Here is a 26,095-nt window from a genome sequence, read left to right on the forward strand (position 1 = left end):
ATCAGATCATGCGCAAACAAGTGAGTCTTGGGGGCTGATCGCCAATGTCGGCGTTGATTGAAGAGGGACGGGCGAAGGTCAATTTGAGCCTTCGCGTCGTCGGCCGTCGTGCCGATGGTTATCATGATCTCGAAAGCGTGGTCGCGTTTGCCGACTGCGCCGACCGGCTCACCTTGGAGCCGGGCGGGGAGCTGAAGCTCACCACGACTGGGCCGCTGGCTGCCGCCTGCGGCGACACAGCCGACAATCTCGTGCTCAAGGCCGCCAAGCTCCTTGCCGAGGCGATCCCTGGCCTGCAGCTTGGCGCCTTCGCGCTCGACAAGGTGCTCCCCGTTGCAGCCGGCATCGGCGGCGGCTCGGCGGATGCCGCGGCCGCGCTGCGGCTCCTGGCGCGTCTCAACGATCTGTCGCTCGATGATCCCCGCATTCAGAAGGTCGCGCTCGCAACCGGCGCCGACGTGCCGGTGTGCCTCCTCTCGCGCGCCTGCGACATGACCGGCGTCGGTGAGCAGCTGCTGCCGCTCGCGCTGCCGAGCATGCCTTGCGTCATGGTCAATCCGCGTGTGCCTGTCGCCACCAAGGACGTGTTCCAGGCGCTGGGCCTGCGCAACGGCGAGCTCCTGGTCGGCGTCACCGACGTCATCCGCGCACCGGCCTGGCCCGGCGAAGGCGGCTCGATTTCCGATTGGGTCGAGGTTCTCGACACGGTCGCCAACGATCTCGAAGCACCCGCGCTGCGGATCGAGCCTGTGATCGGCGAGGTGCTGGACGCCTTGCGCGATTCCGCCGGCGTCAAGCTCGCCCGCATGTCCGGCTCGGGCGCGACGTGCTTTGCGATCTACGGCGCATCTGAGGAGGCACATGCCGCGGCCGAAACGATCCGGCGCGATCACCCCGCCTGGTGGGTGCATGCGGGCACGTTGAGCTAGCCTTCGTCCTCGTTGAGCTCGAGAAACCGCCGGATCTCACCCAACACCTCCTGCGGCTTGTCGTGCTGCAGCCAGTGTCCCGCCCCGGCAATAGTCTTAACGCTCGCGTTCTGGAAGTATCGCTCCAGGCCGGCGGAGCGAGCGCCCGCTAGAAAGCTTTCGCCGGCATTGAGCAGCAGCGTCGGGCACGTGATCCGCGACCACAGCTCGATGTGATCGTCGGGCCAGAGCCGATGTGGCGCGGAGGCGCGCTGATAGGGATCGAATTTCCAGCTGTAGCTGCCGTCCTCGTTCTGCCGCGCGCCATGCCTGGCGAGATGCAGCGCGAGGTCCCGTGACAGGCGCTTGTTGTGAAGCACCATCTGTGCGGCCGCGTCCTCGAGGCTCGGATAGCGGCGCGGGGTGCGGTCGTGGAGCTTGTCGAGCTGGCCGACCCATCTGCCGATGCGCTCATGCGCCGGCGGCTTCGGTGTGTCCGGCAACATGGTCACGCCGTCGAGGACGACGAGCCTCGTGACCTGTTCGGGGAATGCGCCCGAAAAGATCAGGCTCACCATGCCGCCCATCGAATGGCCGATGAGAGTGACCTGAGGCGTGGCTAAGGTGCGAACCAGCTGCACGAGATCGTACACGTATTCTGTCAGCGCGTAGCTGCCGCCTTTCGTCCAGTCGGAATCGCCGTGACCACGGAGATCGGGCGCAACGACGCGAAAATGCGGTTGCAGCGAGCGCGCGATGTGATCCCAGCTGCGGCAATGATCGCGGCCGCCGTGCACCAGGATGGCGGTGGGTGCGCCCTCGTTGCCCCAGTCGGCGTAGTGCAGCCGCAGGCCGTGCGATTCATAGAAGCGGCTTTGCGGGGCGCTAGCCATTGGCCGGCCGCCGCGCCAGGGCGAGCGAGAGGCCGAGGCCCGCGATGAAGACGCCGGAGCCCTGCGTGAGGCGACGCATCAGAAGCGGCCGTCCGGTCAGCTGCGCGCGCGTCGCGGAGGCCATCAGCACCACCACGACATCGGCGAGCGTGTTCAGGGCCACGGAGATCGCACCGAGCAGGATGAATTGCAGCGTCGGGTTCGAGTCCGACGGATCGAGAAACTGTGGAATGAAGGCGAGGAAGAATGCCGCGGTCTTCGGATTGAGCGCTTCGACCAGCACGCCGTCGCGAAACGCGCGCTTGTCGCCGATCGGCTCGCTCCCGAGCGACAGGTTGTTGCCGGCGCTGCGAAACGTCTTGATGCCGAGCCAGACCAGATAGAGCGCGCCGACGAATTTCACGGCGGCAAACAGCTCCGCGCTGGCCAGGATGATGGCGGAGATGCCGAGGCTGCCCGCGACCACATGAACCAGTCCGCCCAGCGCCGTGCCCGCGGTCGAGGCGAAGCCGCTGCCACGCCCCTCCGACAAGGTTCGCGCCGCGACGTAAAAAATGCCAGGGCCGGGAACGGCGGCAACGAGGAGAGCTGCGGCCAGGAACAGCCAGAAATTCGTTTCGATCATGCCGTTTTCGTAGCGGAGCGGGCGGCGATTGCAAGGCCTCTCGCTTATCCCAGCCGGCGCAAGATCACGCTGGCATTGACCCCGCCGAAGCCGAACCCGTTGGAGATGGCATGCTGCATCGGCATCGGCCGCGCGCTGCCTGCGACGATATCGATGCCTTCGGCGCCCGCATCGGGGTTTTCGAGATTGAGCGTGGGCGGCGCGATCTGGTCGCGCAACGCGAGCACGGTGAAAACCGCTTCCAGCCCGCCGGCGGCGCCGAGCAGGTGACCCGTGGCCGATTTGGTCGCGCTCACGGCAATGCCGCGGTTGCGGCCGAACAGCGCGCCGATGGCGCCTAGCTCGCTTTCGTCCCCGGCCGGTGTCGAGGTCGCGTGCGCGTTCAGGTGCTGCACATCCGCGGGCGCAAGCTTGGCCTGCCGAAGCGCGATCTCCATGGCGCGGCGGGCACCATCGCCATCCGGCGGCCCCGAGGTCATGTGATAGGCGTCCGCGGTCGTGCCGTAGCCGACGATCTCGGCGATCGGCGTCGCGCCGCGCGCCTGCGCATGCTCCAGCGCCTCGATCACCAGGATGCCGGCGCCTTCGCCCATCACGAATCCGTCGCGGTTGCGATCGAACGGACGCGAGGCGCGCGCGGGCTCGTCGTTGAAGCCGCTCGACAGTGCGCGCGCCGCCGCAAAGCCGCCGACGCTGACGATGTCGATGCAGGCCTCCGCGCCGCCGCAGATCGCAACGTCAGCTTCGCCTGATCGGATCATGCGTGCGGCATCGCCGATCGCCTGCACGCCGGCGGCGCAGGCCGTGACGGGCGTGCCCAGCGCGCCCTTGTAGCCGTATTTGATCGAGATGTGGCCGGCGGCGAGATTGGCGAGGAACGAGGGGATCGTGAACGGCGACAGCCGGCGCGCGCCGCGCTGCGCGGTGATGCGCACCGCCTCCGCCATCGCAGGAAAGCCGCCGACGCCGGAGGCGATGATCGTCGCGGTGCGCTCGAGCGCGCCAGCATCCTGCGGTGTCCATTTGGCTTGCGCGACGGCTTCTGCCGTCGCGAGCAGCGCGAACAGGATGAAGCGGTCCATCTTGCGCTGATCCTTGGGCGCGGCAGCCTGCGCCGGATCAAAACCGCCTTCGGCATCATCGGCCTTGTCGGGCACGAGGCCTGCAATGCGCGCCGGCAGCGCCTCTGCCCATTCCGGCAACGGGCGCAGCCCGCTTTGCCCGGCGAGCAGCCGCCGCCACGTCAATTCGACGCCGCAGCCAAGCGGCGACACCGCGCCCATTCCCGTCACGACGATACGACGCATGTCAGTCTCCAGCCGGCGCGACGGCCGGGTTCATGGCCTTGAGCGAAGCAAGCCGTGCGCGCATGCCGCGGCTGGCGCGGGGACCTGCGACGACGACCGCATTGGCGAGCGTGATCGGGCGCTTGTCGGCGGCATCGACCACAATCGGCTCGAGCGGGCGGATGTCGCTCCGGTTCGCCAGCAGGATGGATTCGCCTTTCGGCGCCAGATGCTTGTTGCCCCAGGCGAGCAGCGTAGCGATCACGGGGAAGAAATCCCGCGCCTTGTCCGTCAGCACATATTCGTAGCGCGGCGGGCGCTCCTGATAGCGGCGACGCACGAACATGCCGCTTTCGGTCAGATGCGCCAGCCGCCGCGACAGGATGTTCGGCGCAATGCCGAGGCTTTGCGAGAACTCGTCGAACCTCGTCGCCCCCTGAAACGCATCGCGCAGAATCAGGATACTCCACCATTCGCCGACCGTCTCCACCGCGCGGCCGACCGGGCATTCCAGGATCGAAGGGGATTTGGGCTGCATGGCGGGCAAGGTAGGTCAGTAACTTGCAAAATGCAAGTGACCGCGCGGGGAGCCATGTGGAGCGAGTGAGGCTGGATTCTGCTGGTGAGATGAAGCACGCTCTCGTGCCCCGGACGCAGCGCAGCGCCCCCTAGCGGTGCGCTGCAGAGCCGGGACCCATATTGATCATGATTGCGGATGTCGCATGGGTCCCGGCTCTGCGCAGCAGCGTTTCACGCTGCAGCGCGTCCGGGACACGAGAGCAAGCGGTGCCGTCGCGGCGTACTCCGTCATTGCGAGCGCAGCGAGGCAATCCAGACTGTTTCCGCGGCGGGATTCTGGATTGCTTCGCTACGCTCGCAATGACGGGTGCAGGGAGCGCGCAAAGCGTGAGCGTCAGTCGCCTAATGCGACCTTGCCAAGCAGAACGCCACGACCTGCTCCAGCGCGCTCTTCATCGGCGAGGGCGGGAACAGCGCCAGCGCATCCACGGCCATGGCGCCGTAGTGCTGGGCGCGGATCAGCGTGTCCTCGAGCGCGCGGTGCTTGTTCATCAGGCCGATGGCGTGATCGAGATCGGAATCGCCGATCTCGCCGCGCTCGAGCGCCCGGATCCAGAAGGCGCGCTCGGTGTCGTTGCCGCGGCGGAAGGCGAGCACGACGGGCAGCGTGATCTTGCCTTCGCGGAAATCGTCGCCGGTGTTCTTGCCGAGCTTGGCGCTCTTGCCGCCATAGTCGAGCACGTCGTCGACGAGCTGGAAGGCGATGCCGAGATTCATGCCGACCGAGCGGCAGGCAGTCTGCTCCGCCTTCGGGCGGTTCGCGATCACGGGGCCGACCTCGCAGGCGGCGGCGAACAATTCGGCGGTCTTGCCGCGGATCACGGCGAGATATTCGTCCTCGGTGGTCGCGGTGTTCTTGGCGGCGGCGAGCTGCATCACCTCGCCCTCGGCGATGGTGGCGGCCGCCGCGGAGAGGATGTCGAGCGCGCGCAGCGAGCCGACCTCGACCATCATGCGGAAGGCCTGCCCGAGCAGGAAGTCGCCGACCAGCACGCTTGCCTCGTTGCCCCAGAGCATGCGCGCCGACAGCTTGCCGCGGCGCATCTCGCTCTCGTCGACCACGTCGTCGTGCAGCAGGGTGGCGGTGTGCATGAACTCGACGCTGGCAGCCAACTTGATGTGGCCGTCACCGGTGTAGCCGGCGAGATTGGCCATGGCGAGCGTCAGCATCGGGCGCAGGCGCTTGCCGCCCGAGGAGATCAAGTGGTTGGCCACTTCAGGGATCATGGTCACGTCGGAGCCGGTCCGCGACAGGATCGTGGCATTGACGCGCTCCATGTCGGGAGCGACAAGGGCAACCAGCTCTTCGATCGACGCGCCGGGGGTTTCGAAAGGTACGATGACGGCCACGCCGGTCTCCAATATTTGCCCCGGAAGGGCTATTCTGATGGAAATACAATAGAAACTGGCGACGGATGCGGCAAGGGCCGCGGAACCATTGACATTTGCCGCGTTAGCCACTTTCAGGCAGGAGACCTCCGTTTTGCGTGAACTGGTTCGGACCAACGATATGGTGCTGGTGTCGGCGATTGGCGCGCTGCTCGACGGCGCCAACATCCATCATCTGGTGCTGGACCAGAACATGAGCATCATCGAGGGGTCTCTCGGCATTCTGCCGCGGCGGATCCTGGTTCATGAGGACGACGCCGAGGAAGCCAGGGCGCTCCTCACCGAGGCAGGCCTCAGCCACGAACTGCGCGGCGATGATTGAGGCCGCGGATATTACCGAGGACGCGTTTCTCGGTGGGCAGTTGCGCTTGATGCAGAAGCGGTCAGGCCACCGCGCCGGGCACGACGCCATCCTGCTGGCAGCAGCGACCGACGCTAAGGCGGGTGACCGCGTGGTCGAGCTTGGCGCCGGCGTCGGCACGGCGGGCCTTGCGCTGGCGCGGCGCGTCGCGGGGATCAGGCTCAGCCTGGTCGAGATCGATCCGGAACTGGCGCAGCTCGCGCGGGCCAACGCCGCCGCGAACGCGATTCCTGCCGAGGTCATCGTGCTCGACGTCACCGCCGACGCGCAGGCGTTTGCAGCGAACGGACTTCTGCCCGACGGTTCCGACGCCGTATTGATGAACCCGCCCTTCAACGACCCCGCACGCCATCGCGGCTCGCCGGATCAGGCGCGCCACACCGCGCATGTGGCGAGGGAGGAGACGCTGCATGCGTGGGTGCATGCAGCCCGGCGCATTCTCCGATCGAGCGGCGTGCTGACCCTGATCTGGCGCGCGGACGGAATTGGCGACGTCGTGGCAGCGCTGTCACGCGGCTTCGGCAGCCTCGCGATCCTGCCGGTTCATGGCGAAGCGGGAAAGCCTGCCATCCGGGTGCTGGTGCGCGCAGTCAAAGGCGGCCGGGCACCGACGCAATTGCTGCCGGGCCTCATGCTCAACGAGGAGTCAAACGTGCCGAAGAAAGAGGTGAAGGATATTCTGGAGGGGAGGGCGGCGTTGCCGCTGGCGAGGCCGTGACGGCTTATTGCGGAAGCGATCCCGTCTGCTGCTCTTGCGGCGACGTAAAGTGAAGCGCCGTGAAAAGCGCACCGATCAGCAGCAACAGCAGATAGATCTTCATGGCGTTTCCTTCCGCTGCCTATTGCAGCTTCCCAACGCGGATTCTGCAAAACACGTTCCTGGCACTTTCAATGACACTCGCGTGATAAGAAATGGTTAATCAGAGGTAAGGCCATGGCCGAACAATTGAACGATCGTGAGAGTTCCGGCCTGGCCGACAAGCTCATGCAATATCTGCCGGCGCGCTTTCGTCCCGGCACGGCGGTCGTGCCGGTGGTGCGGCTGTCCGGTGTGATCGGTGCGGTGACGCCGCTGCGTCCGGGCCTGACGCTTGCCGGCGTCGCGCGGGTGCTCGAGCGCGCGTTTTCCTATCGGCACGCCAAGGCCGTGGCGCTGGTGATCAACTCGCCAGGCGGTTCGCCGGTGCAGTCGCGCCAGATCTACTTGCGCATCAAGCAGCTCGCCGCGGAAAAGAAGCTGCCGGTGCTCGTGTTCGTCGAGGACGTTGCGGCCTCCGGTGGTTACATGATCGCCTGCGCGGGTGACGAGATCATCTGCGATCCCTCCTCGATCCTCGGCTCGATCGGCGTGGTCGGCGGCAGTTTCGGCTTTCAGGAGGCGATCAGGCGGCTCGGCATCGAGCGGCGCCTCTACACCTCGGGCGAGCACAAGGCGATGCTCGACCCGTTTCTTCCGGAAAACCCTGACGACGTCATGAGGCTGAAGGCGATCCAGCGCGAGATCCACCAGATCTTCATCGCGCTAGTCAAGGAAAGCCGCGGCGCCCGGCTGAAGGGAGCGGACGACACGCTGTTCACGGGCGAATACTGGGCAGGGGACAGCGCGATCGCGCTGGGGCTCGCCGACAGCATCGGCGATCTCCGCTCAACTCTTCGTGCCCGCTATGGTGAGAAGGTTCTCACCCCCGTGATTGCGCAGCCGACCGGGCTGCTCTCCGGCCTTTTGGGCCGGAAATCGCCCGGCGCGGGGCACCTTTCGGCCCTGGAATCAATGGCCGGGCTGCCGGACGAGCTGATCTCGGCGGTCGAGACGCGGGCGATTTGGGCGAAATTCGGGTTTTAGGTCTCGCGCTCCCGCGCCATTTCGCCCGGGCGGCGCCAATTGCGGCGCAGGTCCATCTGCGCAACAATGCGTGTGGGGGCTGAGCATGAGACGAGGATCGACCGATGCCGCCGTTCGTCGCTTTCGCGGGCGTCCTGGGCGGGCTTGCCGTGGTCCGCTGGGCCTACAAGACCGCCATCCGAATCAACCAGGAGCTTGAGAAGATGCGCCTGTCGCGCGTCGCCGAGGCCGCCCGTATGGGGGATATCCAGACGCTGAAGCGTGACCCCGTGACCGGAGCTTACCGGCCGGGGTAGGGCACACCTCCACGCGTTCGTCATTCCGGGGCTCGCGAAGCGAGAGCCCGGAATCCATCCGAACCACGGAGTGAGCGGCGCAATGGACTCCGGGCTCGCCCTGCGGGCGCCCCGGAATGACGCCCGAATCCAACCCCTTCGCCTTGATTCCCATCCCCGCCGTCGATACGGTCCCGCGCGATTCAAAACCCCCCGCGAGAGCCCGATCTGACGATGGACGCCTCATTGCCCGCCCATATGCGCCCGGAACGCTCGTTCCAGGGCTTCATCCTCGCGCTCCAGCGGTTCTGGGCCGAGCAGGGCTGCGTGATCCTGCAGCCCTACGACATGGAAATGGGCGCGGGCACCTTCCATCCGGCGACCACGCTCCGCGCGCTTGGGCCAAAGCCGTGGAACGCGGCCTATGTGCAGCCCTCGCGCCGGCCCAAGGACGGCCGTTACGGCGAGAACCCGAACCGGATGCAGCACTATTACCAGTTCCAGGTGATCATGAAGCCGTCGCCGCCGAACCTTCAGGAGCTGTACCTGAAGTCGCTCGCCGCGATCGGCATCGATTCCGCCGTGCACGACATCCGCTTCGTCGAGGACGATTGGGAGAGTCCGACGCTGGGCGCCTGGGGCCTCGGTTGGGAGTGCTGGTGCGACGGCATGGAGGTCAGCCAGTTCACTTACTTTCAGCAGGTCGCCGGCTTCGAATGCGCCCCGGTCGCGGGCGAGCTCACCTACGGGCTCGAGCGCCTCGCGATGTATGTGCAGGGCGTCGACCGCGTCTACGACCTCAATTTCAATGGACGCGACGGTGACCAGAAGGTCACCTATGGCGACGTGTTCCTGCAGGCCGAGCAGGAATATTCGCGGCACAATTTCGAATATGCCGACACCGCGATGCTGTTCGAGCAGTTCAAGATGGCGGAAGCTGCCTGCAAAAAATATCTCGACGCCGGCTGGCGCGACGGCGGCAACCGGAAACAGCATCTGATGGCGCTGCCTGCCTACGACCAGTGCATCAAGGCGAGCCACGTCTTCAACCTGCTCGATGCCCGCGGCGTGATCTCCGTGACCGAACGGCAGAGCTACATTCTGCGCGTGCGCGAGCTCGCAAAAGCTTGTGGCGAGGCCTCGATCCACACTGAAGCGGGCGGAGCGGCCTGATGCCCGATCTTTTGCTTGAACTGTTTTCCGAAGAAATTCCCGCGCGCATGCAGGCGAAGGCGGCGGACGATCTGCGCCGCATGGTCACCGACAAGCTGGTTGCCGAAGGCCTAGTCTATGAGGGCGCAAAGGCGTTCGCGACACCGCGCCGCCTTGCGCTCACCGTGCACGGCATCCCAGCGCGCCAGCCTGATCTGAAGACCGAGCGTCGCGGCCCGAAGGTCGGCGCGCCCGATGCGGCCGTGCAGGGCTTCCTCAAGGCAACCGGTTTGAAGTCGTTGGACGAAGCCAAAATCCAGCGCGACCCCAAGGGTGATTTCTACATCGGCTTGATCGAGAAGCCCGGCCGCGACGCGATCGACGTGCTCGCCGAGATCCTGCCTGTCATCATCCGCACCTTCCCCTGGCCGAAATCGATGCGCTGGGGCGCGCGTTCCGGCAAGCCGGGGTCGCTGAACTGGGTGCGTCCGCTGCACGCGATCACCGCGACCTTCGGACCCGAGACCGAAGAGCCCGATGTCGTGACGTTCGAGGTCGACGGCATCGAGAGCGGCCAGACCACTTACGGTCATCGCTTCCTTGCGCCGGCGCCGATCTCCGTGCGCCGCTTCGAGGACTACGAGGCTAAGCTTCTTGCAGCAAAAGTCGTGCTCGACCCCGAGCGCCGCAAGGACGCCATCCTCACCGACGCCAAGCAGCTGGCCTTCGCGCAAGGTTTTGAGCTGGTCGAGGACCAGAACCTGCTCGACGAGGTCGCCGGCCTCGTCGAATGGCCGGTCGTGCTGATGGGCTCGTTCGAGCCGGAATTCTTGAAGACTCCCGACGAAGTCATCCGCGCCACCATCCGCAACAACCAGAAGTGTTTCGTGGTGCGCGACCCCAAGACGGGCAAGCTCGCGAGCAAGTTCATCCTGGTCGCCAATATCGAGGCGACCGATGGTGGTGCGACCATCATCGCCGGCAACGAGCGCGTCATTCGCGCCCGGCTGTCGGATGCGAAGTTCTTCTACGAGACGGACCTGAAGATGAAGCTCGAGGGCCGGCTGCCGAAGTTCGATCAGATCGTGTTTCACGAGAAGCTCGGGACGCAGGCGGAACGCATCATGCGCATCGAGCGCCTGGCCGCCGAGATCGCGCCGCTGGTCGGCGCCGATGTCGCCAAGGCGACGCGCGCGGCGCATCTGGCAAAGGCAGATCTGCTGACGGAAGTCGTCGGCGAATTCCCGGAAGTGCAGGGTCTGATGGGCAAATACTATGCGCTGGCTCAGGGCGAAGACGCCTCCGTCGCCGCGGCCTGCGAGGAGCACTACAAGCCGCAAGGGCCTGCTGATCGCGTTCCGACCGATCCGGTCAGCGTCGTGGTGGCGCTCGCGGACAAGATCGATACCCTGGTTGGGTTCTGGGCGATCGACGAGAAGCCGACGGGCAGCAAGGACCCCTATGCGCTGCGTCGTGCGGCGCTGGGCGTGATCAGGCTGATCGCCGAGAACGCGCTGCGTCTGTCGCTCATAAAGGTGGCGGGATCAGCGCTCGCCGGCTTGTCGGTGAAGCCGGCCGATGCCTCGAAGCTTCCGAGCGATCTGCTCGCCTTCTTCGCCGATCGCCTCAAGGTCCAACTCCGCGAGCAGGGCGCGCGCCACGATCTCGTCGATGCCGTGTTCGCGCTCGGCGGCCAGGACGATCTCCTGATGATCGTCCGCCGCGTCGAGGCGCTCGGAAAATTCCTCGACTCTGACGACGGCAAGAACCTGCTCGCCGGCACCAAGCGCGCCAGCAACATCCTCAGCATCGAGGAGAAGAAGGACAAGCGCAGCTTCGACGGCGCGCCGGATGCTGCGCTCTACAGCCTCGCTGAGGAGAAGGCGCTGGCCAAGGCGATCGGTGAGGTGAAGGCGGAAGCCAGCGCTGCGGTGGCCAAGGAAGACTTCGCCGCCGCGATGAGCGCGATGGCAAAGCTGCGTCCGCCGGTCGATGCCTTCTTCGACAAGGTGCGCGTCAATGACGACGATCCCAAGGTGCGCGAGAACCGCCTGAAGCTCCTCAACGAGATCCGCAGCGCCACGCGCGCGGTGGCGGACTTCTCGAAGATCCAGGATTGAGGCGCGGTTTGCGGCAAACACCGCTGTCATTCCGGGGCGCGCGTGGCGCGAGCCCGGAATCCATAACCACGATCGTGAGTATGGATTCTCAGGTGCGCAATTGCGCACCATAGCCCACGCCTCCGGCGTGTCCCGGAATGACGGCTGCTGATGTGGCTTGCCCAAAGAAGCCCCGCCCGGCGGGGGGAGGACCGGGCGGGGCCTGATGTCCGATTTAACACTGCTCGCGCCAGCCTGATGTGACGCGCCGGACATCGAATGGAGCGGCTGCGTCTTTAGTCCAGCACCTCGACGATGCGGCGCGAGCGCGGCTCGACCAGCACGGTTTCGCCGTTCACGACGGTGTAGCGATAGGTCGTGGCGCCGAAACGTTGCGGCACGTCATAATAGGTGACGCCTGCCTCGGGTAAGGTGGTGCCGACCACCACGCGATCCGGAATGCGGAAGGGCGGCACACGTTGTTCAACGACATATTCGCGGAAGGCGGGCCGTTGTTCGACGGCAATCGTCGGCGCGCCGTCGACCATGGCGGGCGCGCGTCCAATCGTGACATCGCTTTGCGCCTGCGCCGCAAGGGGCGCGCCGGTTGCGGCCGCGAGCGCTGCGAGAGCAAAAATCCTGTTCCGCATGGACAACTCCTTCGACGTGATTCTGCGGGCGCGCGAGCGGCGCGACCGGTTGCCAATGCGTGCCTCAAGCCAATGTTCCGGGAAAAGGCATGCCGCATTCGCGGCAATTTCGGGCAGTTTTCGTGAGGCCGGAACTCGCAGTAGCCCTTGCGCATCTCTACTCCCGGAACCCATCCGGTTATGATCCGCGCGCGATTCGCCTCACCTCACAGAAAGATAGTTCATGCACATCACCGTCGCCCACATTTCGCCGATCCTGTCGTTGATTGCGGGCGTGCTCATCCTGATCATGCCGCGGCTTCTCAACCTCATCGTCGCGATCTTCCTCATCGTCAACGGCGCGATCGGGCTCGGGCTCCTGAAGTGGCTCCGCTTCTAGGCGTTCACTTTTCGGAACTGTCCGTCTTGCGCGGGCCCGCCCAAAGTGGTGTAAGGCCCGCGATTTCCCATTCCTCTCGCAGGTTGTGTGCAAGCTATGGCCAAAGCCGCCTCGAAGCCTTCTAAAACTGCAGCGAAATCAAAGCCCTCCGCCAAGGCGAAGGCCGCGCCGGCGGCCCGCAAGGCGCTGGCCAAGAGCGCGCCGAAGCCGGTCGCCAAACCCACTGCAAAGCCGGTGGCAAAGGCAATGACCAAGGCGGCTTCGCCGAAGGTTGCCGCGAAGCCTGCGCCGAAGAAGGTTGTGCCTGCCAAGGCGGCGCCGGCAGCGGCGAAGGCCGGCAAATGGGTCTACACGTTCGGTGACGGCAAGGCCGAGGGCCGGACGGAAATGCGCGACCTGCTCGGCGGCAAGGGCGCCAACCTCGCTGAGATGGCCAATCTCGGCCTGCCGGTGCCTCCGGGCTTCACCATCCCGACCTCGGTCTGCACCTATTTCTACGAGCACGACAAGACCTACCCGAAGGAACTGAAGCCGCAGGTTGAGAAGGCGCTCGACTATGTCGGCAAGTTGACCGGCAAGGTGTTCGGCGACACCAGGAACCCGCTGCTCGTCTCGGTGCGCTCCGGCGCGCGCGCCTCGATGCCGGGCATGATGGACACCGTGCTCAATCTCGGCCTCAACGACCAGACCGTGGAAGCGCTGGCCGAGCTGTCGGGCGACCGCCGTTTCGCCTATGACAGCTATCGCCGCTTCATCACGATGTATTCCGACGTGGTGCTCGGCTTCGAGCATCATCACTTCGAGGAGATCCTCGACACCTTCAAGGACAGCCAGGGCTACACGCTCGACACCGATCTGTCCGCCGAGGACTGGGTCGAACTGGTCGGCAAGTACAAGGACGCGGTCGCACGCGAGACCGGCAAGGAATTCCCGCAGGATCCGCACGACCAGCTCTGGGGCGCGATCGGCGCGGTGTTCTCATCCTGGATGAACGCGCGCGCGGTGACCTACCGCAAGCTGCACGACATTCCGGAATCCTGGGGCACCGCGGTCAACGTGCAGGCCATGGTGTTCGGCAACATGGGCGAGACCTCGGCCACGGGCGTTGCCTTCACCCGCAACCCCTCGACCGGCGAGAGCAAGCTCTACGGCGAGTTCCTGATCAACGCACAAGGCGAGGACGTGGTCGCGGGCATCCGCACGCCGCAGGACATCACCGAGGAGGCGCGCAAGGAGTCGGGCTCCGACAAGGCGTCGATGGAAGCGGCGATGCCGGAAGCCTTCAAGGAGCTGACGCGGATCTACACGCTGCTCGAGAAGCACTACCGCGACATGCAGGACATGGAGTTCACCGTCGAGCAGGGCAAGCTCTGGATGCTCCAGACCCGCGGCGGCAAGCGCACCGCCAAGGCCGCGCTGCGTATCGCGGTCGAGCTCGCCAATGAGGGCCTGATCTCGAAGAAGGAAGCGGTGACGCGGATCGATCCGGCCTCGCTCGACCAGCTCCTGCATCCGACCATCGATCCCAACGCCAAGCGCGACGTGATCGCAACCGGCCTGCCGGCTTCGCCGGGTGCGGCCTCCGGCGAGATCGTGTTCTCCTCGGACGAGGCGGCCAAGCTTCAGGGCGACGGACGCAAGGTGATTTTGGTCCGCATCGAGACCAGCCCGGAAGACATCCACGGCATGCACGCCGCCGAAGGCATCCTGACCACGCGCGGCGGCATGACCTCGCACGCGGCGGTGGTCGCGCGCGGCATGGGCAAGCCCTGCGTCTCCGGCTGCGGCACAATCCGCGTCGATTACGGCCGCGGCACCATGAGCATCGGCTCGCGCACCTTCAAGACCGGTGATGTCATCACCATCGACGGCTCGCTCGGCCAGGTGCTCGCCGGCCGCATGCCGATGATCGAGCCGGAGCTGTCCGGCGAGTTCGGCACGCTGATGAATTGGGCCGACCAGGTCCGCAAGATCGGCGTCCGGGTCAACGGCGACACGCCTGACGACGCGCGCACGGCGATCAAGTTCGGCGCGGAAGGGATCGGTCTCTGCCGCACCGAGCACATGTTCTTCGAGGAGACGCGCATCCGCACGGTGCGCGAGATGATCCTCTCCGAGGACGAGCAGTCGCGCCGCGCCGCGCTGGCAAAACTGCTGCCGATGCAGCGCGCCGACTTCGTCGAGCTGTTCGAGATCATGAAGGGCCTGCCCGTCACGATCCGGCTTCTGGATCCTCCCCTTCATGAATTCCTGCCGCACACCCATGCCGAGGTCGAGGAAGTGGCACGCGCCATGAACACCGACCCGCGGCGCCTCGCCGACCGCGCCCGGGAGCTCTCGGAGTTCAACCCGATGCTCGGCTTCCGCGGCTGCCGCATCGCCATCGCCTATCCCGAGATCGCCGAGATGCAGGCCCGCGCGATCTTCGAGGCGGCGGTCGAGGCGCAGAAGCGCACCGGCAAGGCCGTCGGCCTCGAGGTGATGGTGCCGCTGATCGCGACCAAGGCCGAGCTCGACCTGGTCAAGGCACGGATCGATGCCACCGCACAGGCCGTGATGCGCGAGACCAACACCAAGCTGGCCTATCAGGTCGGCACCATGATCGAGCTGCCGCGCGCTTGCCTGCTCGCGGGCGAGATCGCGCAGTCGGCCGAGTTCTTCTCGTTCGGCACCAACGACCTGACGCAGACGACCTACGGCATCAGCCGCGACGACGCGGCGAGCTTCCTCGGTCCCTATGTGGCGAAGGGCATCCTCACGGTCGATCCCTTCATCTCGCTCGATCAGGAAGGCGTCGGCGAGCTGGTCAAGATCGGCGTCGCCCGCGGCCGCAAGACCCGCACTTCGCTCAAGGTCGGCATCTGCGGCGAGCACGGCGGCGATCCCGCCTCCGTCGCCTTCTGCCACCATATCGGTCTCGACTACGTCTCCTGCTCGCCCTACCGCGTGCCGATCGCGCGGCTTGCAGCGGCGCAGGCCGCGCTCGGCAAGGCGATCGCGAGCCAGGCGTAAGCCGAAACACAGACTTGAATTGAGAGAGGCGGGGCCCAGCCCCGCCTCTCATTTTTGGCACTGCTCTCTCCGCGTCGTCATTGCGAGCCACCGGGCAAAGCGCGGCCCGATGACAGGCTCCACAAAGCAATCCAGAAGCGTTCCGCAGAGGGACTCTACTCGGCGCCCCTCACATCATCCCCGTCTCGTCCTCCTCGGCCTGCCCGATCAGCGCCTCGCTCGCTACCGCCTCGCGGCGGGGCACGACGAACATCATCACGCAGGCGCAAAGGATCGAGATCGCGAGGACCGCTGAGGTCAGCGGCAGCGTCGTTGCGGAGTGGCCGCCGAGATAGGCGCCGAACTGCGACATCAGCGCGCCAACGCCTTGCTGCAGGAAGCCCATCGCGCCCGAGGCGGTGCCGGCCGCTTCGGGACGGATGCTGATGGCGCCGGCGGCGGAATTCGCCATCACGAAGGCATTGCCGGCCATCACGATCATATGGGTGCCGAACAGCCAGGCGGGCGCCTCGTTCCAGCCGACGAAGCTCCAGATTAGGTTCGCAAGGCTGCCGCAGAGTTGCAGGGCGAGCCCGAACCAGATCAGCTTCTCCAGCGAGTGGCGCGGCGCAAAGCGCACGCAGAGCAGGTTGCCGACCAGAAACGCAAAGCCCGTCGTTGCGAACCAGGCGCCGTATTCGGCGCTGCTGCGGCCCATCTGCGTCACCACGATGTAGGGCCCGCCGCCGGCGAAGGTGAAGATGATCTGGGACGCCAGCACCTGGCACATCACATAGCCGACGAAGGCGCGGTTGCGGATGAGCATGCCGATATCGCCGCGGAATCCGCTGCCGGCGGCGCGGCTGCGGCGGGTCTCAGGCAGCGCCAAGGCGATCCCGACGGCAACGACGATGGCGGCGATGGTGATGGCATAAAAGATCGCGCGCCATCCCAACGCGGTCTCGATCAGGCCGCCGGTGAGCGGCGAGACCATCTGCCCGATCATCAGCGCCGCGACCACGAGGCTGATCATCGAGGCGACGCGGTCGCGCTCGTAGATGTCGCGGATGATGGCCCGGCTGATCACCATGCCGGATGCGCCGCCGAGCGCCTGGAAGAAGCGTGCGGCGATCAATTGCGGCAGGGTCTCGGCGAAAATGCAGGCGACGCTGGCCGCCACCATCAGTGCAAGTCCTCCGAGCAGCACCGGACGCCGCCCGAACCGGTCCGACAGCGGGCCCATGATCAGCTGCGACAGCGCGATGCCGACCATGTAGAGCGACACCGTCATCTGCGCGATCGAGATGTCGCTGCCGAAATCCGTCGCCAGCACCGGCAGCGCCGGAACCAGGATGTAGAGCGAGATCGGTGCGACCCCGGTCATCACCACCAGCAGCAGCAACACCAGACGCGAGGTCGCGAGGTTGCCGGCCGCTTCGGGCGGCTTGCTGATGATGCCGTGCATCGCCGGACACTAGCCGCATCGCGTTGCGAGCGAATACGCTCATTTCGGCATACGGCTATGCGCGAGGCGTCAAGGCGCTGGGCCTGTAGGGTGGGCAAAGACGCGCTCTTTGCGCGGCGTGCCCACCATTGCTGCCGTCACCCGGAGATGGATGGTGGGCACGCATCCGCCTCCGCTCTTCGAGCGGCAGCGGATGCTTTGCCCACCCTACGCAGGCAGTCTTATGACGGAGTTAGAGCTTCAGCTCCGCCGTGGCCTGATCGAGCCAGGTCTTCGTCGCCTCGTCCAGCGCCGGCCGCACGTCGTCCCTGACGCGCGCATGGTACGCGTTCAGCCAATCGAGCTCGTCGCGGCTCAGCATCGCGACATCGATCAGACGGCGGTCGATCGGCGCCAGGGTCAGCGTCTCGAACGCGTTCATCGGCTTCTCGGCACCCTTGATGTCGGCGGCGACGACCAGCTCGAGATTCTCGATGCGAATGCCGAAGCCATCGGTCTTGTAGTAGCCGGGCTCGTTCGACAGGATCATGCCGCGCTTCAACGGCGTGGTGCCGAGCTTCGAAATTCGTGCCGGTCCTTCGTGCACCGAGAGATAGCTGCCGACGCCGTGGCCGGTGCCGTGCTCGAAATCGAGCCCGACGGCCCAGAGATATTGCCGCGCCAGCGTGTCGAGTTGCGCGCCCGTGGTGCCGTCCGGAAAGACGGCGCGCGCGATCGCGATGTGGCCGCGCAGCACGCGGGTGAAGCGGTCGCGCATCTCATCCGTCGGCTCGCCGACCGCCATGGTGCGCGTGACGTCGGTGGTGCCGTCTTCATATTGCGCGCCGGAATCGATCAGCAGGAGATCGCCGGGCGCGATCCGCCGGTTGCTCTTGCGGGTGACGCGGTAATGCACGATGGCGCCGTTCGGGCCGGTGCCGGAGATGGTCGGGAACGAGACGTCCCTGAGCGCGCCGGTGTCGCGGCGGAAGGTTTCCAGCGCCTCGACCGCGTCGATCTCGGTGAGCTTGCCGCTTGGCGCCTCGCGATCGATCCATGCGAGGAAGCGCGCCAGCGCCACGGCGTCGCGCAAATGAGCCGTCTTGGTGCCCTTGATCTCGGTCGCGTTCTTGACCGCCTTGAGCAGTGCAACCGGATCGCTGCCGCGCACCGGCTTGCCGCCGGCCCCGCTGATCAGGCGGCTGAGTGCGTCGGCCGCTGTGGCATTGTCGAGCGCAATGGCCGCACCGCTCTTGGCCAGCGCCATCAGCGTCGGCGCCATGGCGTCCGGTTCGCGCACGTCAGCGGACTGCTCGAGATGGTCGCGTGTGAGGTTGGAGAGCTTCCGGTGGTCGATGAAGATGGTGGGACGGCCGTCCTTCGGCACCAGCGCGTAGGACAGTGGCAGCGGCGTATGGGCGACGTCGGCGCCGCGGATGTTGAAGGTCCAGGCCACCGCGTGACTGTCCGACAGCACCAAGGCATCGGTGCCGAGCTTGGCGATCTCGGCCCTGATCTGGGTCAGCTTCTCCGCTTCAGTGATACCGGCGTGCTGAAGGCTGTGCACCGCGACGGGGGCGATCGGCGGCTGCGGCCGGTCCTGCCAGATCGCGTCGATCGGATTGCTGTCGACCGCGACCAGCTCGGCCCCGGCCTTGGTGCAGGCGGCGGACAATCGCTCGGCTGCCGAAAAAGTGTGCAGCCACGGATCAAATCCGAGGCGGTCGCCGGCTTTCAGATGCGCCGCCACCCAGCTCTCCGGCGGCGGGTCGATCAGCGATTCCACTACCCATGCCTTGGCATCGACCTGCTTGGCCGCCTGCAGCGTGTAGCGGCCGTCGACGAACAGCGCAGCCTCCTGCGGCAGAACCACTGCTAGTCCCGCCGAGCCGGTAAAGCCGGTCAGCCAGGCGAGCCGCTCTTCCGATGGCGGCACATATTCGTTCTGCTGCTGATCGGCACGTGGCACGACGAAGCCGGTCAACTTGCGACGGGCAAGTTCTTCGCGAAGTGCGGCCAGTCGTGCCGCCAACGCGACGCCGGCCTCCGGCTCCTCGAATGTCTGGAAGTGCGCTTCGAACATGGTGGATCACTTTAGGATCATGGAGATCAGTCCGCAATGTAGACGCATTTGCGTCGCATCTGGCATGGACTGTGCTTGAAATAGTTCCATTCGAATTGAGTGGAGTAAAGGATGCGGCAGTTGCGCTTCGTCCGGATAACAGGGAAATTCGAGCGGGTGGTTCATCTCAACGGCGAGGGGACACACAATGCCAGCGTTCACCTTTGAGAAGATTTCGCCGCCGGCGCGCCGCGCTCCGACAGCGGCAGTAACAAAGAAGCCGCGCGGCCTCATCAGCCAGATGATCGACCGTTTCGCCGAGCGCCGCGCCAAACGCGCCTTGCGGGGCAAGCGCGCGTCACGCCGCGACGAGAAGCCGGCCGAGTAGCGCGGCGAGGGAGCGCACCGCCGTCGCGACGCGGTTAGTTCATCCCACCTTCCTCAGCAGCAGACTGCTCCACCCCTCGATGCGCAGATGCTTCACCGGCGCGAGGCCGCGGGCGCGGTAGGCGGCGATCACGGCGGGCGCCTGGTGCGTCAAGAGGCCGGAGAGGATGACGCGGGCGCCAGGCGCAAGGTGCCACGTCATCGGGCTCGCCAATTGCCGCAACGGATTGGCAAGGATATTGGCGAGCACCAGGTCGAACGGGCCTGCACGCGCAAAATCTGGCGCGGCAAAGCCGGTCGCGCGGATCACCCGCACATGGTTGCCAACTTCGTTCAGCGTGGCGTTCTCGGCGGCCACCCGGACCGATGGCGGATCGATGTCGGAAGCGAGCACCGCGCGATGCAGCGCCTTCGCCGCCGCGATCGCCAGCACGCCCGTGCCGGTGCCGAGATCGAGCAGGCTCCTTGGGCGGGAGCTCTTCAGGACATGGTCAAGCAGAAGTAAACAGCCGCGCGTCGTGCCATGGTGACCGGTGCCGAAGGCGAGCGCCGCCTCGATCTCGATGGCAAGCTTGTTCGGCGCCACACGGTCGCGATCGTGGCTGCCGTGCACGACGAAGCGGCCGGCCGGCACCGGGACGAGATCTTCAAGGCTGGCTTTGACCCAGTCCTTGGCTTCGACAGTGTCGAAGACGAGCGTCGCCGCGATCTCATTTCCTGCTGAAGTTGCAACGAGTTCGCGCAGCCATGCCTGATCGGGCGCTGCGGCGAAATGCAACGTGACGTCCCAGCGTCCGTCAGGCCGTTCGAACGCGGCGACCGCCGCATCGCCGTCGAAAAAGACCTCGGTGAGCACGTCGACGACGCGCTTGGCGTCGGCTTCGCTGCCGGTCGAAAAGCTGGCGCGATAGGTCGGGGAAGGCTGCATTCAGGGTTCCGTCGCGTTCAATTTTTGGAACTTTTGCTGCCCAGTTTTCGGACAAGTTGAGGTTCCCATATTAACGCGCCTGCAGTGTGTGGCCCGTATATTTTCGGATGTACAAGCAAGTCCACGCAGCTTTGAATTGAAACGGAGGCGAGTCTTGAAGCGCATGATTCAGAAGTTCTGGTCGGATGAGTCCGGTGCAACCGCGATCGAATACGGCCTGATCGCCGCGGGTATCGCCCTGGCGATCATTACCGTGGTGAACGGCCTGGGCACCACCATGAACGAGAAGTTCACTTCGATTAGCACCTCCTTGAAGTAATTTCCGCCGCCATTTCCCAGCGGGGGCTATTTTCTTCAAAGGCTGTTCCTGATCACCGCCCGCTAGGGGTTTCCCCTGGCGGGCGAGGTCGTTTTTGCAGCCCGACTTCACAGCTTATCCGCCTGCTTGTCCGGACTTTGTCCACCACTTTTCCCCTGATCGCCCCGCCGATTTCCCACCGGCTTTCCCCAGGATCGCTCCTGGCCGTATCGCCCAGGCCTCCTCTGGCCGCTCACAGGCCTTTCGACAGCCTGTCCACAACCAATCCACAGCCCTATCCACGGCTTCCGAACAGGGCGCGGTGATCCCGCAGGATGGCCTGCGCGGCGTTATGGCCGGGGGCGCCGGTGACGCCGCCGCCGGGATGGGCGCCGGATCCGCAATGGTAGAGGCCTCTCAGCGGCCCGCGATAATCGGCGTGGCCCAGCATCGGCCGCGCCGAGAACAACTGGTTCAATGTCAGCGCGCCGTGGAAGATGTCGCCGCCGAGCAGCCCGAATTGCCGCTCGAGGTCGAGCGGAGACAGGATCTGACGGCCGAGCACGCTCGCCGCGAAGCCCGGGGCGTATTTATCCACCGTCGCGATCATGAGATCGGCGACCTCGTCGCGATGGTCGTCCCACGACTTTCCATAGGGAAGCCCTGGTGCGACATGCTGACAGAACAGGCTCGCGACATGCTTGCCGGCCGGGGCCAGCGTGTCGTCGAGCGTCGAGGGGATCAGCATCTCCACCACGGGCTCGCGGCTCCAGCCCTGGGCGCGCGCGTCGAGCCAGGCACGGTCCATATAGCCGAGGCTCGGCGCCAGGATGATGCCGGAGGTGAGGTGATCGCCCTCGCCTGAGAGCGCCGTGAAGGAGGGCAGGCGGTCCAGCGCCACATTCATCCGGAAGGTGCCGGAGCCGTTCTTCCAATGCCGGATGCGGGCGAGGAAGTCCGCAGGCAGAGCATCGGCCGCGATCAGGCGCGTGTAGAGCAGCTTTGGATTGACATTGGCCGCGACATATTTCGCGCGGATCGCAGAGCCGTTCTCCAGCACGATTCCGACGGCGCGGTCGCGCTCGACGATGACCTCGCGCACACCGGCATCCGTGTCGATCACGACGCCACGGTCGCGTGCCGCGCGCGCCATCGCCTGCGTGATCGCGCCCATGCCGCCGATGGCGTGGCCCCACACGCCCTTCTTGCCGTTCACCTCCCCGAACGCGTGATGCAGCATCACATAGGCCGAGCCGGCGGCGTAGGGGCTGGCATAATTGCCGACGATGGCGTCGAAGCCGAACAGCGCCTTGACCAGATCGTGCTCGAAACGTTCGTCCAGCATCTCGCCGGCCGAGCGCGTGAACAGATCGAGCAGGCTGCGGCTTTGTTCCAGCGTCAGGCCGCGCAGAATGTTGGCGCTCTGCAAAGCGTTCACGGCCTCGCGGACCGCGTTGGTGCCAAAACCGTCGAGCAGGTTCGGCGGCGCGCGGAGCACGAACCGCCTGAGCACGTCGGCAATGTCTTCCAGCTCGCGCGCGAAGCCGTCGAGCGCTTCCGCATCATGCGCGCTGAGCCGCGCCACCGAGGCTTTCGTTCGCCCCTCGCCGGTGAGGAGATAGCTGCCGTCTGGCGCGGGCAGAAAATTCTGCGCACGCCGCTCGACGATGCGCAGGCCCTGCTCGGCAAGCTTGAGGTCACGGATCACCTGCGGATTGAGCAGGCTCACGGTGTAGGCGGCGACAGAATTGCGAAAGCCGGGGTGAAACTCCTCCGTCACCGCGGCACCGCCGACCACCTTGCGCCGCTCGACCACGCGCACGCGCAGGCCCGCCATCGCCAGATAGGTCGCGCAGGTGAGGCCGTTATGTCCCGCGCCGATGATGATGACGTCCGTATCGGTCATGACTTCCTTGGCATAATTCCGGGGCTACTCGGCAGAGCCGAACTATGATGCGGGCTCCGCACCGGAGAATCTCGAGGTTCCGGGTTCGATGCTTTGCATCGCCCGGAACGACCCTCTTATATCAAGCATTCCTTGCTGCAACATCACGCCACACTTTATTGCCCGTCCAGGCGCCTTGTGCTCCATTGCGCGCGATCCGGCGCTCGCCGGGGTTTGAGCCGGAGCATTCATGGATTCGATCGTGCAACCCGCCGCCACGGAGCAGCCGTCGTCGTCGCGCAACCGGCTGCTGCTGACGGTCTACACCGCTGCGATCTTCGTCAGCGCGCTGCTGCTGTTCTCGGTTCAGCCGCTGTTCACCAAGATGGTGCTGCCGCGGCTCGGCGGCTCGCCGGCGGTGTGGTCGGTGGCCATGGTGTTCTTCCAGTCGCTGCTGCTGGCCGGCTATGCCTATGCGCATCTGCTGATGCAGGCGCGGAACCGGATCGTCCCCGTCGCGGTACATCTGGTGCTGCTGTTCGCCGCCTTCGCCACGCTGCCGCTCGGCATCGCCTCCGCCTATGGCGAGCCGCCGGCTTCGGGCTACGCAGTCTGGCTGCTCGCCCTGTTCGCGGTCTCGATCGGGCTGCCGTTCTTTGCGCTCGCCGCGAACAATCCGCTGCTGCAGGCTTGGTTCGTCCGCACCGGCCATCCGGCCGGCCACGATCCCTATTTCCTCTACGCCTCCTCCAATGTCGGCAGCTTCCTCGCGCTGTTGTCCTATCCGTTCCTGCTGGAGCCGATGTTCACGCTGCAGATGCAGAACCGGTTCTGGACCGGTGGCTATGGCCTGCTGATCCTCCTCATCGGCGCCTGCGGCGTGCTGTTGTTGCGTTCGCCGAAGTTGGCGCTGACCGACACGCGGGCCGAGGACGTGAATGCACCCGCGCCCGGCCTCTTGACGCGGCTGCGCTGGATCTTCCTCGCCGCCGTGCCATCGGGCCTGCTCATCGCCGTCACCGCGCATATCTCGACCGACGTCGCGGCGGCGCCGCTTTTGTGGGTGCTGCCGCTGTCGCTTTACCTCTTGACCTGGGTCGTCGTGTTCCAGTCGCGGCCGCTGCTGCCGCACAAATGGATGCTGATGCTCCAGCCGGTCGCGATTGCGGGCGTCGTCGTCCTGCTGGCTTTCGGCGGCGAGCAGAACCTGCTGCTGACCCTCGGCGGACATCAACTCTGCTTCTTCGTCATCGCCATGGCCTGCCACGGCGAGCTGGCGCGGACGCGGCCTGCCGCCAAATATCTCACCGGCTTCTATGTCGCGTTGTCGTTCGGCGGCATGGTCGGCGGCTTGTTCGCGGGGCTGGTTGCGCCCTTCACCTTCTCGTGGATCGCCGAATATCCGATCCTGATCGCGCTTGCCGCGCTGTGCCGTCCGTCCGCGAATGAGCGGCTGGCCGCAATCGTCAAATGGTACTGGCTGGCGCTCGCCGCGCTCGCGGTGGCGCTCATCGCGCCGTCATATACGACCGGTGACCTCTCGACCTGGTTCGAGGATCATCGTGTCTGGGTCGCCGGCGCCGTCGGCGGGCTCGCCGCGCTGCTCGCGCTGATCCTCAATGCCGGGCGCTGGAAGATCTTTGCCACCGTCGTGCTGGCGCTGGCGTTGATCCGCGTCTATCCCGCGGACGAGGGTCGCGTCACGACCGTGCGCAGCTTCTTCGGCGTGCACAAGATCGTGGTGACGCCCGGCGGCTATTTCCACGTGCTGATGCACGGCACCACCATTCATGGCGCCGAGCGTTTCCGCAACAATGACGGCACGCCTGTTGCCGGCCGGCCCGAGCCGATCACCTATTACCACAAGGACGGCGGCATCGGTCAGGCGGTCAGCGCGATCCGCGAGCGCAAGGGCGCGCCGCTGAAGGTCGCCGCGATCGGCGTCGGCTCCGGCACGCTCGCCTGCGCCGCCGAGCGGGGGGAGGACTGGACCTTTTTCGAGATCGATCAGTCCATGGTCGACGCGGCGCGCGACCCGAGGAATTTCCGCTACATCTCGAGCTGCATGCCCGACATGAAGCCCGTCATCGGCGATGCGCGCCTCACCTTCGCCAAGGAGCCCGACGGCGCCTATGATCTCGTCATCGTCGACGCCTATTCGTCCGACGCGATCCCGATCCATCTTGCGACCGAAGAGGCGATGAAGATCTACAAGGACAAGCTCGCGCCGCACGGTGCCGTGGTGATGCACGTCTCCAACCGGCATCTGGACCTCGAAACCGTCGTCGTCGGTATCGCGGACGCCAATGATCTCAAGAGCTGGGTCTTCAACGAGGATTCCGGGCGCGATGGTGACTACATCTTCTCCACCGACGTCGTCATCTCCGCGCGCGAGGAGGCCGACATCGGCAGGCTCGCGTCCTCCAAGCAATGGGAACAGACCGAAGCCGACGACAGAGCGCGGGTCTGGACCGACGATTATTCCAACATCCTGGGCGCGCTGTATCGGCGCTGGAAGGACGGCGAGTAGGGCTCTCTTCGCAGCCCGGATGGAGCGAAGCGCAATCCGGGGGCGCTCCCGGCGTGGTACTGTCTCGGATTTCGCTGCGCTCCATCCGGGCTACGAGGCATCGCAACTACGGCGCCACGGGCGTCCCCACCGGCAGCGCAATTCCCTTAGCGCCGGCCACCTCTCGCAATAGATCCGGCCTGTCCGAAATGATGCCGTCGACGCCGAGCTCGATCATGCGCGTCATGTCTTCACGCTTGTTCACCGTCCAGACCACGACGCGCAGTCCGAGCGCGTGGGCCTCGGAGACCAGAGGCGCGGTCACGTCGCCGAAATAGGGCGACCAGATCGCGCCGCCCGCAGCCTTGATCGTGCGCGGCAGCGAGCCGGCGTGGTCGGCCGGGTTGAACCCCGCCGTCCAGTTTGTCGCCTTGTCGAGCGCTACCGTCGGAGCCAGGCTGCGCTGGATCGTCAGGTACGCGGTCGGGATGTTCGGCGCCTGCTGCTGGACGCGACGCAAGGTTCGCCAGTCGAACGACTGGATCATGACGCGATCGGAGACTCCCTCGGTCTCGATCACCCCGAGCAGCTTCGCGACGAATTCTTGCGGATCAAGCGTTTCATCGGGGCGGTTCGGATCGATCTTCGTCTCGATGTTGAAGCGCACTTGCCTGTTGCCGGACTTGCGCACCAGCGCGAACAGCTCGCGCAAGGTGGGAATGCGAGTCCCCGGGACTGCACGCTGGCCCGGAAATTGTTTCGCATAGGCACTGTCCGGCCGAATCTGGCCGACGTCATAGGTCCTGATCTCGTCGAGCCGCAATTTCACGAACGGCGTGCCGGGCGGAGCTATGTAGGCGCCATCGGGCCGCCGTGCGAGATCGGGATTGAGCCCGCGCTCATGCGCGACGATCACTTCGCCGTCGGCGGTGACGCCGACGTCGAGCTCCAGCGTGTCCACGCCCATCGTCAGCGAATGGGCGAAGGCGGGCAGGGTGTTTTCCGGCAGCAGCGCCCGCCCGCCGCGATGCGCCTCGAGGTCGAAGGCCAAATCAGATCCCATGGCTTGTCCGGCAGTGAGCAGCGAGAGCAGCACCGGGATTGTCGTGGCACGTGATGGCATGGTGCCTCGACGGTCAAGGGCGGTTGATG

The 26,095-nt window shown here is 65.8% G+C and carries 23 protein-coding genes; 12 read left to right on the forward strand and 11 right to left on the reverse strand.

Going from position 1 to position 26,095, the window contains the following annotated elements; translation table 11 throughout:
- Positions 1-44: 44 nt before the first annotated feature.
- Positions 45-929, forward strand: a complete 885-nt coding sequence (locus ACTEK7_RS28410; RefSeq protein ID WP_109144972.1) for a 4-(cytidine 5'-diphospho)-2-C-methyl-D-erythritol kinase — start codon at positions 45-47, stop codon at positions 927-929.
- On the opposite strand, the gene ACTEK7_RS28415 is transcribed toward ACTEK7_RS28410, so the two are convergent.
- The 5 genes from ACTEK7_RS28415 to ACTEK7_RS28435 all read right to left on the reverse strand — a co-directional run bounded on the left by ACTEK7_RS28415 (position 926) and on the right by ACTEK7_RS28435 (position 5,641).
- Positions 926-1,801 (reverse strand): alpha/beta fold hydrolase, encoded by an 876-nt coding sequence (locus ACTEK7_RS28415; protein ID WP_225147839.1) that lies wholly within the window; start codon positions 1,799-1,801, stop codon positions 926-928. The genes ACTEK7_RS28410 and ACTEK7_RS28415 overlap by 4 nt on opposite strands.
- On the reverse strand, positions 1,794-2,426 hold the full coding sequence (locus tag ACTEK7_RS28420; RefSeq protein ID WP_225147838.1) for a LysE family translocator: 633 nt from the start codon (positions 2,424-2,426) through the stop codon (positions 1,794-1,796). The genes ACTEK7_RS28415 and ACTEK7_RS28420 overlap by 8 nt, the downstream gene beginning before the upstream one ends.
- A 44-nt stretch (positions 2,427-2,470) precedes the next feature.
- Positions 2,471-3,733, reverse strand: coding sequence for a beta-ketoacyl-ACP synthase II (fabF, locus tag ACTEK7_RS28425; protein WP_225147837.1), 1,263 nt, complete (start codon positions 3,731-3,733; stop codon positions 2,471-2,473).
- 1 nt (position 3,734) lies between these two features.
- Positions 3,735-4,250: a winged helix-turn-helix transcriptional regulator gene (locus tag ACTEK7_RS28430; protein ID WP_225141531.1), complete on the reverse strand. Its 516-nt coding sequence runs from the start codon at positions 4,248-4,250 to the stop codon at positions 3,735-3,737.
- Positions 4,251-4,633: 383 nt separating this feature from the next.
- On the reverse strand, positions 4,634-5,641 hold the full coding sequence (locus ACTEK7_RS28435; protein WP_036006386.1) for a polyprenyl synthetase family protein: 1,008 nt from the start codon (positions 5,639-5,641) through the stop codon (positions 4,634-4,636).
- A 133-nt stretch (positions 5,642-5,774) separates the two neighbouring features.
- On the opposite strand from ACTEK7_RS28435, the gene ACTEK7_RS28440 reads away from it, so the two are divergent.
- From ACTEK7_RS28440 to glyS, 6 genes are all read left to right on the forward strand, one after another.
- Complete coding sequence (locus ACTEK7_RS28440; protein ID WP_008562067.1) at positions 5,775-6,002, forward strand: putative signal transducing protein; 228 nt, start codon at positions 5,775-5,777, stop codon at positions 6,000-6,002.
- On the forward strand, positions 5,995-6,759 hold the full coding sequence (locus ACTEK7_RS28445) for a tRNA1(Val) (adenine(37)-N6)-methyltransferase (protein WP_036006371.1): 765 nt from the start codon (positions 5,995-5,997) through the stop codon (positions 6,757-6,759). Before ACTEK7_RS28440 ends, ACTEK7_RS28445 begins: the two co-directional genes overlap by 8 nt.
- A gap of 216 nt (positions 6,760-6,975) precedes the next feature.
- Positions 6,976-7,884 (forward strand): S49 family peptidase, encoded by a 909-nt coding sequence (locus ACTEK7_RS28450; protein WP_225147836.1) that lies wholly within the window; start codon positions 6,976-6,978, stop codon positions 7,882-7,884.
- A gap of 104 nt (positions 7,885-7,988) precedes the next feature.
- Positions 7,989-8,180: a hypothetical protein gene (locus ACTEK7_RS28455; RefSeq protein WP_225147835.1), complete on the forward strand. Its 192-nt coding sequence runs from the start codon at positions 7,989-7,991 to the stop codon at positions 8,178-8,180.
- Between the two features lie 213 nt (positions 8,181-8,393).
- Positions 8,394-9,332, forward strand: a complete 939-nt coding sequence (locus ACTEK7_RS28460; RefSeq protein ID WP_225147834.1) for a glycine--tRNA ligase subunit alpha — start codon at positions 8,394-8,396, stop codon at positions 9,330-9,332.
- Complete coding sequence (glyS, locus tag ACTEK7_RS28465; protein WP_225147833.1) at positions 9,332-11,431, forward strand: glycine--tRNA ligase subunit beta; 2,100 nt, start codon at positions 9,332-9,334, stop codon at positions 11,429-11,431. The genes ACTEK7_RS28460 and glyS overlap by 1 nt, the downstream gene beginning before the upstream one ends.
- A gap of 275 nt (positions 11,432-11,706) precedes the next feature.
- Here glyS and ACTEK7_RS28470 read toward each other — a convergent pair whose 3' ends face one another.
- Complete coding sequence (locus ACTEK7_RS28470) at positions 11,707-12,060, reverse strand: DUF1236 domain-containing protein (protein ID WP_036006381.1); 354 nt, start codon at positions 12,058-12,060, stop codon at positions 11,707-11,709.
- 223 nt (positions 12,061-12,283) lie between these two features.
- On the opposite strand from ACTEK7_RS28470, the gene ACTEK7_RS28475 reads away from it, so the two are divergent.
- Together ACTEK7_RS28475 and ppdK are read left to right on the forward strand one after the other, a co-directional pair.
- On the forward strand, positions 12,284-12,439 hold the full coding sequence (locus ACTEK7_RS28475; RefSeq protein ID WP_008562090.1) for a DUF3096 domain-containing protein: 156 nt from the start codon (positions 12,284-12,286) through the stop codon (positions 12,437-12,439).
- A 96-nt stretch (positions 12,440-12,535) separates the two neighbouring features.
- A complete protein-coding gene (gene ppdK / locus ACTEK7_RS28480; RefSeq protein WP_036024905.1) occupies positions 12,536-15,451 on the forward strand; it encodes a pyruvate, phosphate dikinase in 2,916 nt (971 codons plus the stop codon).
- A gap of 169 nt (positions 15,452-15,620) precedes the next feature.
- On the opposite strand, the gene ACTEK7_RS28485 is transcribed toward ppdK, so the two are convergent.
- Both ACTEK7_RS28485 and ACTEK7_RS28490 read right to left on the reverse strand, forming a co-directional pair.
- Positions 15,621-16,895 (reverse strand): multidrug effflux MFS transporter, encoded by a 1,275-nt coding sequence (locus ACTEK7_RS28485; RefSeq protein WP_128263068.1) that lies wholly within the window; start codon positions 16,893-16,895, stop codon positions 15,621-15,623.
- A gap of 232 nt (positions 16,896-17,127) precedes the next feature.
- Positions 17,128-18,957 carry an aminopeptidase P family protein gene (locus ACTEK7_RS28490; protein WP_225143113.1) on the reverse strand — a complete coding sequence of 610 codons (1,830 nt, stop codon included), beginning with the start codon at positions 18,955-18,957 and terminating at the stop codon, positions 17,128-17,130.
- 187 nt (positions 18,958-19,144) lie between these two features.
- Here ACTEK7_RS28490 and ACTEK7_RS28495 point away from each other — a divergent pair, with 187 nt between their 5' ends.
- On the forward strand, positions 19,145-19,324 hold the full coding sequence (locus ACTEK7_RS28495; RefSeq protein ID WP_036037320.1) for a hypothetical protein: 180 nt from the start codon (positions 19,145-19,147) through the stop codon (positions 19,322-19,324).
- 39 nt (positions 19,325-19,363) lie between these two features.
- Here the strand turns inward: ACTEK7_RS28495 and ACTEK7_RS28500 are convergent, their stop codons facing one another.
- Complete coding sequence (locus ACTEK7_RS28500; RefSeq protein WP_225147832.1) at positions 19,364-20,251, reverse strand: 50S ribosomal protein L11 methyltransferase; 888 nt, start codon at positions 20,249-20,251, stop codon at positions 19,364-19,366.
- A gap of 163 nt (positions 20,252-20,414) precedes the next feature.
- Here ACTEK7_RS28500 and ACTEK7_RS28505 point away from each other — a divergent pair, with 163 nt between their 5' ends.
- On the forward strand, positions 20,415-20,570 hold the full coding sequence (locus tag ACTEK7_RS28505; protein WP_085968950.1) for a Flp family type IVb pilin: 156 nt from the start codon (positions 20,415-20,417) through the stop codon (positions 20,568-20,570).
- Between the two features lie 274 nt (positions 20,571-20,844).
- On the opposite strand, the gene ACTEK7_RS28510 is transcribed toward ACTEK7_RS28505, so the two are convergent.
- A complete protein-coding gene (locus ACTEK7_RS28510) occupies positions 20,845-22,455 on the reverse strand; it encodes a phytoene desaturase family protein (protein ID WP_225147831.1) in 1,611 nt (536 codons plus the stop codon).
- Positions 22,456-22,684: 229 nt separating this feature from the next.
- Here ACTEK7_RS28510 and ACTEK7_RS28515 point away from each other — a divergent pair, with 229 nt between their 5' ends.
- The gene (locus ACTEK7_RS28515; protein ID WP_225147830.1) at positions 22,685-24,964 is read left to right on the forward strand and encodes a fused MFS/spermidine synthase; all 2,280 of its coding nucleotides are present in this window, start codon (positions 22,685-22,687) and stop codon (positions 24,962-24,964) included.
- Positions 24,965-25,070: 106 nt separating this feature from the next.
- Here ACTEK7_RS28515 and ACTEK7_RS28520 read toward each other — a convergent pair whose 3' ends face one another.
- Positions 25,071-26,066: a glycerophosphodiester phosphodiesterase gene (locus ACTEK7_RS28520; RefSeq protein WP_225147829.1), complete on the reverse strand. Its 996-nt coding sequence runs from the start codon at positions 26,064-26,066 to the stop codon at positions 25,071-25,073.
- Positions 26,067-26,095: the final 29 nt, after the last annotated feature.

It is taken from the genome of Bradyrhizobium sp. JHI2711 (assembly GCF_056156565.1).

What these genes read in the sequence shown, in the direction of transcription:
- ACTEK7_RS28455 (WP_225147835.1), top strand. Translation starts at nt 7,989, where the DNA reads ATGCCGCCGTTCGTCGCTTTCGCGGGCGTCCTGGGCGGGCTTGCCGTG.
- glyS (WP_225147833.1), top strand. Translation starts at nt 9,332, where the DNA reads ATGCCCGATCTTTTGCTTGAACTGTTTTCCGAAGAAATTCCCGCGCGC.
- ACTEK7_RS28460 (WP_225147834.1), top strand. Translation starts at nt 8,394, where the DNA reads ATGGACGCCTCATTGCCCGCCCATATGCGCCCGGAACGCTCGTTCCAG.
- ACTEK7_RS28505 (WP_085968950.1), top strand. Translation starts at nt 20,415, where the DNA reads ATGATTCAGAAGTTCTGGTCGGATGAGTCCGGTGCAACCGCGATCGAA.
- ACTEK7_RS28490 (WP_225143113.1), bottom strand. Translation starts at nt 18,957, where the DNA reads ATGTTCGAAGCGCACTTCCAGACATTCGAGGAGCCGGAGGCCGGCGTC.
- ACTEK7_RS28410 (WP_109144972.1), top strand. Translation starts at nt 45, where the DNA reads ATGTCGGCGTTGATTGAAGAGGGACGGGCGAAGGTCAATTTGAGCCTT.
- fabF (WP_225147837.1), bottom strand. Translation starts at nt 3,733, where the DNA reads ATGCGTCGTATCGTCGTGACGGGAATGGGCGCGGTGTCGCCGCTTGGC.
- ACTEK7_RS28500 (WP_225147832.1), bottom strand. Translation starts at nt 20,251, where the DNA reads ATGCAGCCTTCCCCGACCTATCGCGCCAGCTTTTCGACCGGCAGCGAA.
- ACTEK7_RS28420 (WP_225147838.1), bottom strand. Translation starts at nt 2,426, where the DNA reads ATGATCGAAACGAATTTCTGGCTGTTCCTGGCCGCAGCTCTCCTCGTT.
- ACTEK7_RS28515 (WP_225147830.1), top strand. Translation starts at nt 22,685, where the DNA reads ATGGATTCGATCGTGCAACCCGCCGCCACGGAGCAGCCGTCGTCGTCG.
- ACTEK7_RS28450 (WP_225147836.1), top strand. Translation starts at nt 6,976, where the DNA reads ATGGCCGAACAATTGAACGATCGTGAGAGTTCCGGCCTGGCCGACAAG.
- ACTEK7_RS28470 (WP_036006381.1), bottom strand. Translation starts at nt 12,060, where the DNA reads ATGCGGAACAGGATTTTTGCTCTCGCAGCGCTCGCGGCCGCAACCGGC.
- ACTEK7_RS28445 (WP_036006371.1), top strand. Translation starts at nt 5,995, where the DNA reads ATGATTGAGGCCGCGGATATTACCGAGGACGCGTTTCTCGGTGGGCAG.
- ACTEK7_RS28520 (WP_225147829.1), bottom strand. Translation starts at nt 26,066, where the DNA reads ATGCCATCACGTGCCACGACAATCCCGGTGCTGCTCTCGCTGCTCACT.
- ACTEK7_RS28415 (WP_225147839.1), bottom strand. Translation starts at nt 1,801, where the DNA reads ATGGCTAGCGCCCCGCAAAGCCGCTTCTATGAATCGCACGGCCTGCGG.
- ACTEK7_RS28510 (WP_225147831.1), bottom strand. Translation starts at nt 22,455, where the DNA reads ATGACCGATACGGACGTCATCATCATCGGCGCGGGACATAACGGCCTC.
- ACTEK7_RS28485 (WP_128263068.1), bottom strand. Translation starts at nt 16,895, where the DNA reads ATGCACGGCATCATCAGCAAGCCGCCCGAAGCGGCCGGCAACCTCGCG.
- ACTEK7_RS28430 (WP_225141531.1), bottom strand. Translation starts at nt 4,250, where the DNA reads ATGCAGCCCAAATCCCCTTCGATCCTGGAATGCCCGGTCGGCCGCGCG.
- ACTEK7_RS28475 (WP_008562090.1), top strand. Translation starts at nt 12,284, where the DNA reads ATGCACATCACCGTCGCCCACATTTCGCCGATCCTGTCGTTGATTGCG.
- ACTEK7_RS28495 (WP_036037320.1), top strand. Translation starts at nt 19,145, where the DNA reads ATGCCAGCGTTCACCTTTGAGAAGATTTCGCCGCCGGCGCGCCGCGCT.
- ppdK (WP_036024905.1), top strand. Translation starts at nt 12,536, where the DNA reads ATGGCCAAAGCCGCCTCGAAGCCTTCTAAAACTGCAGCGAAATCAAAG.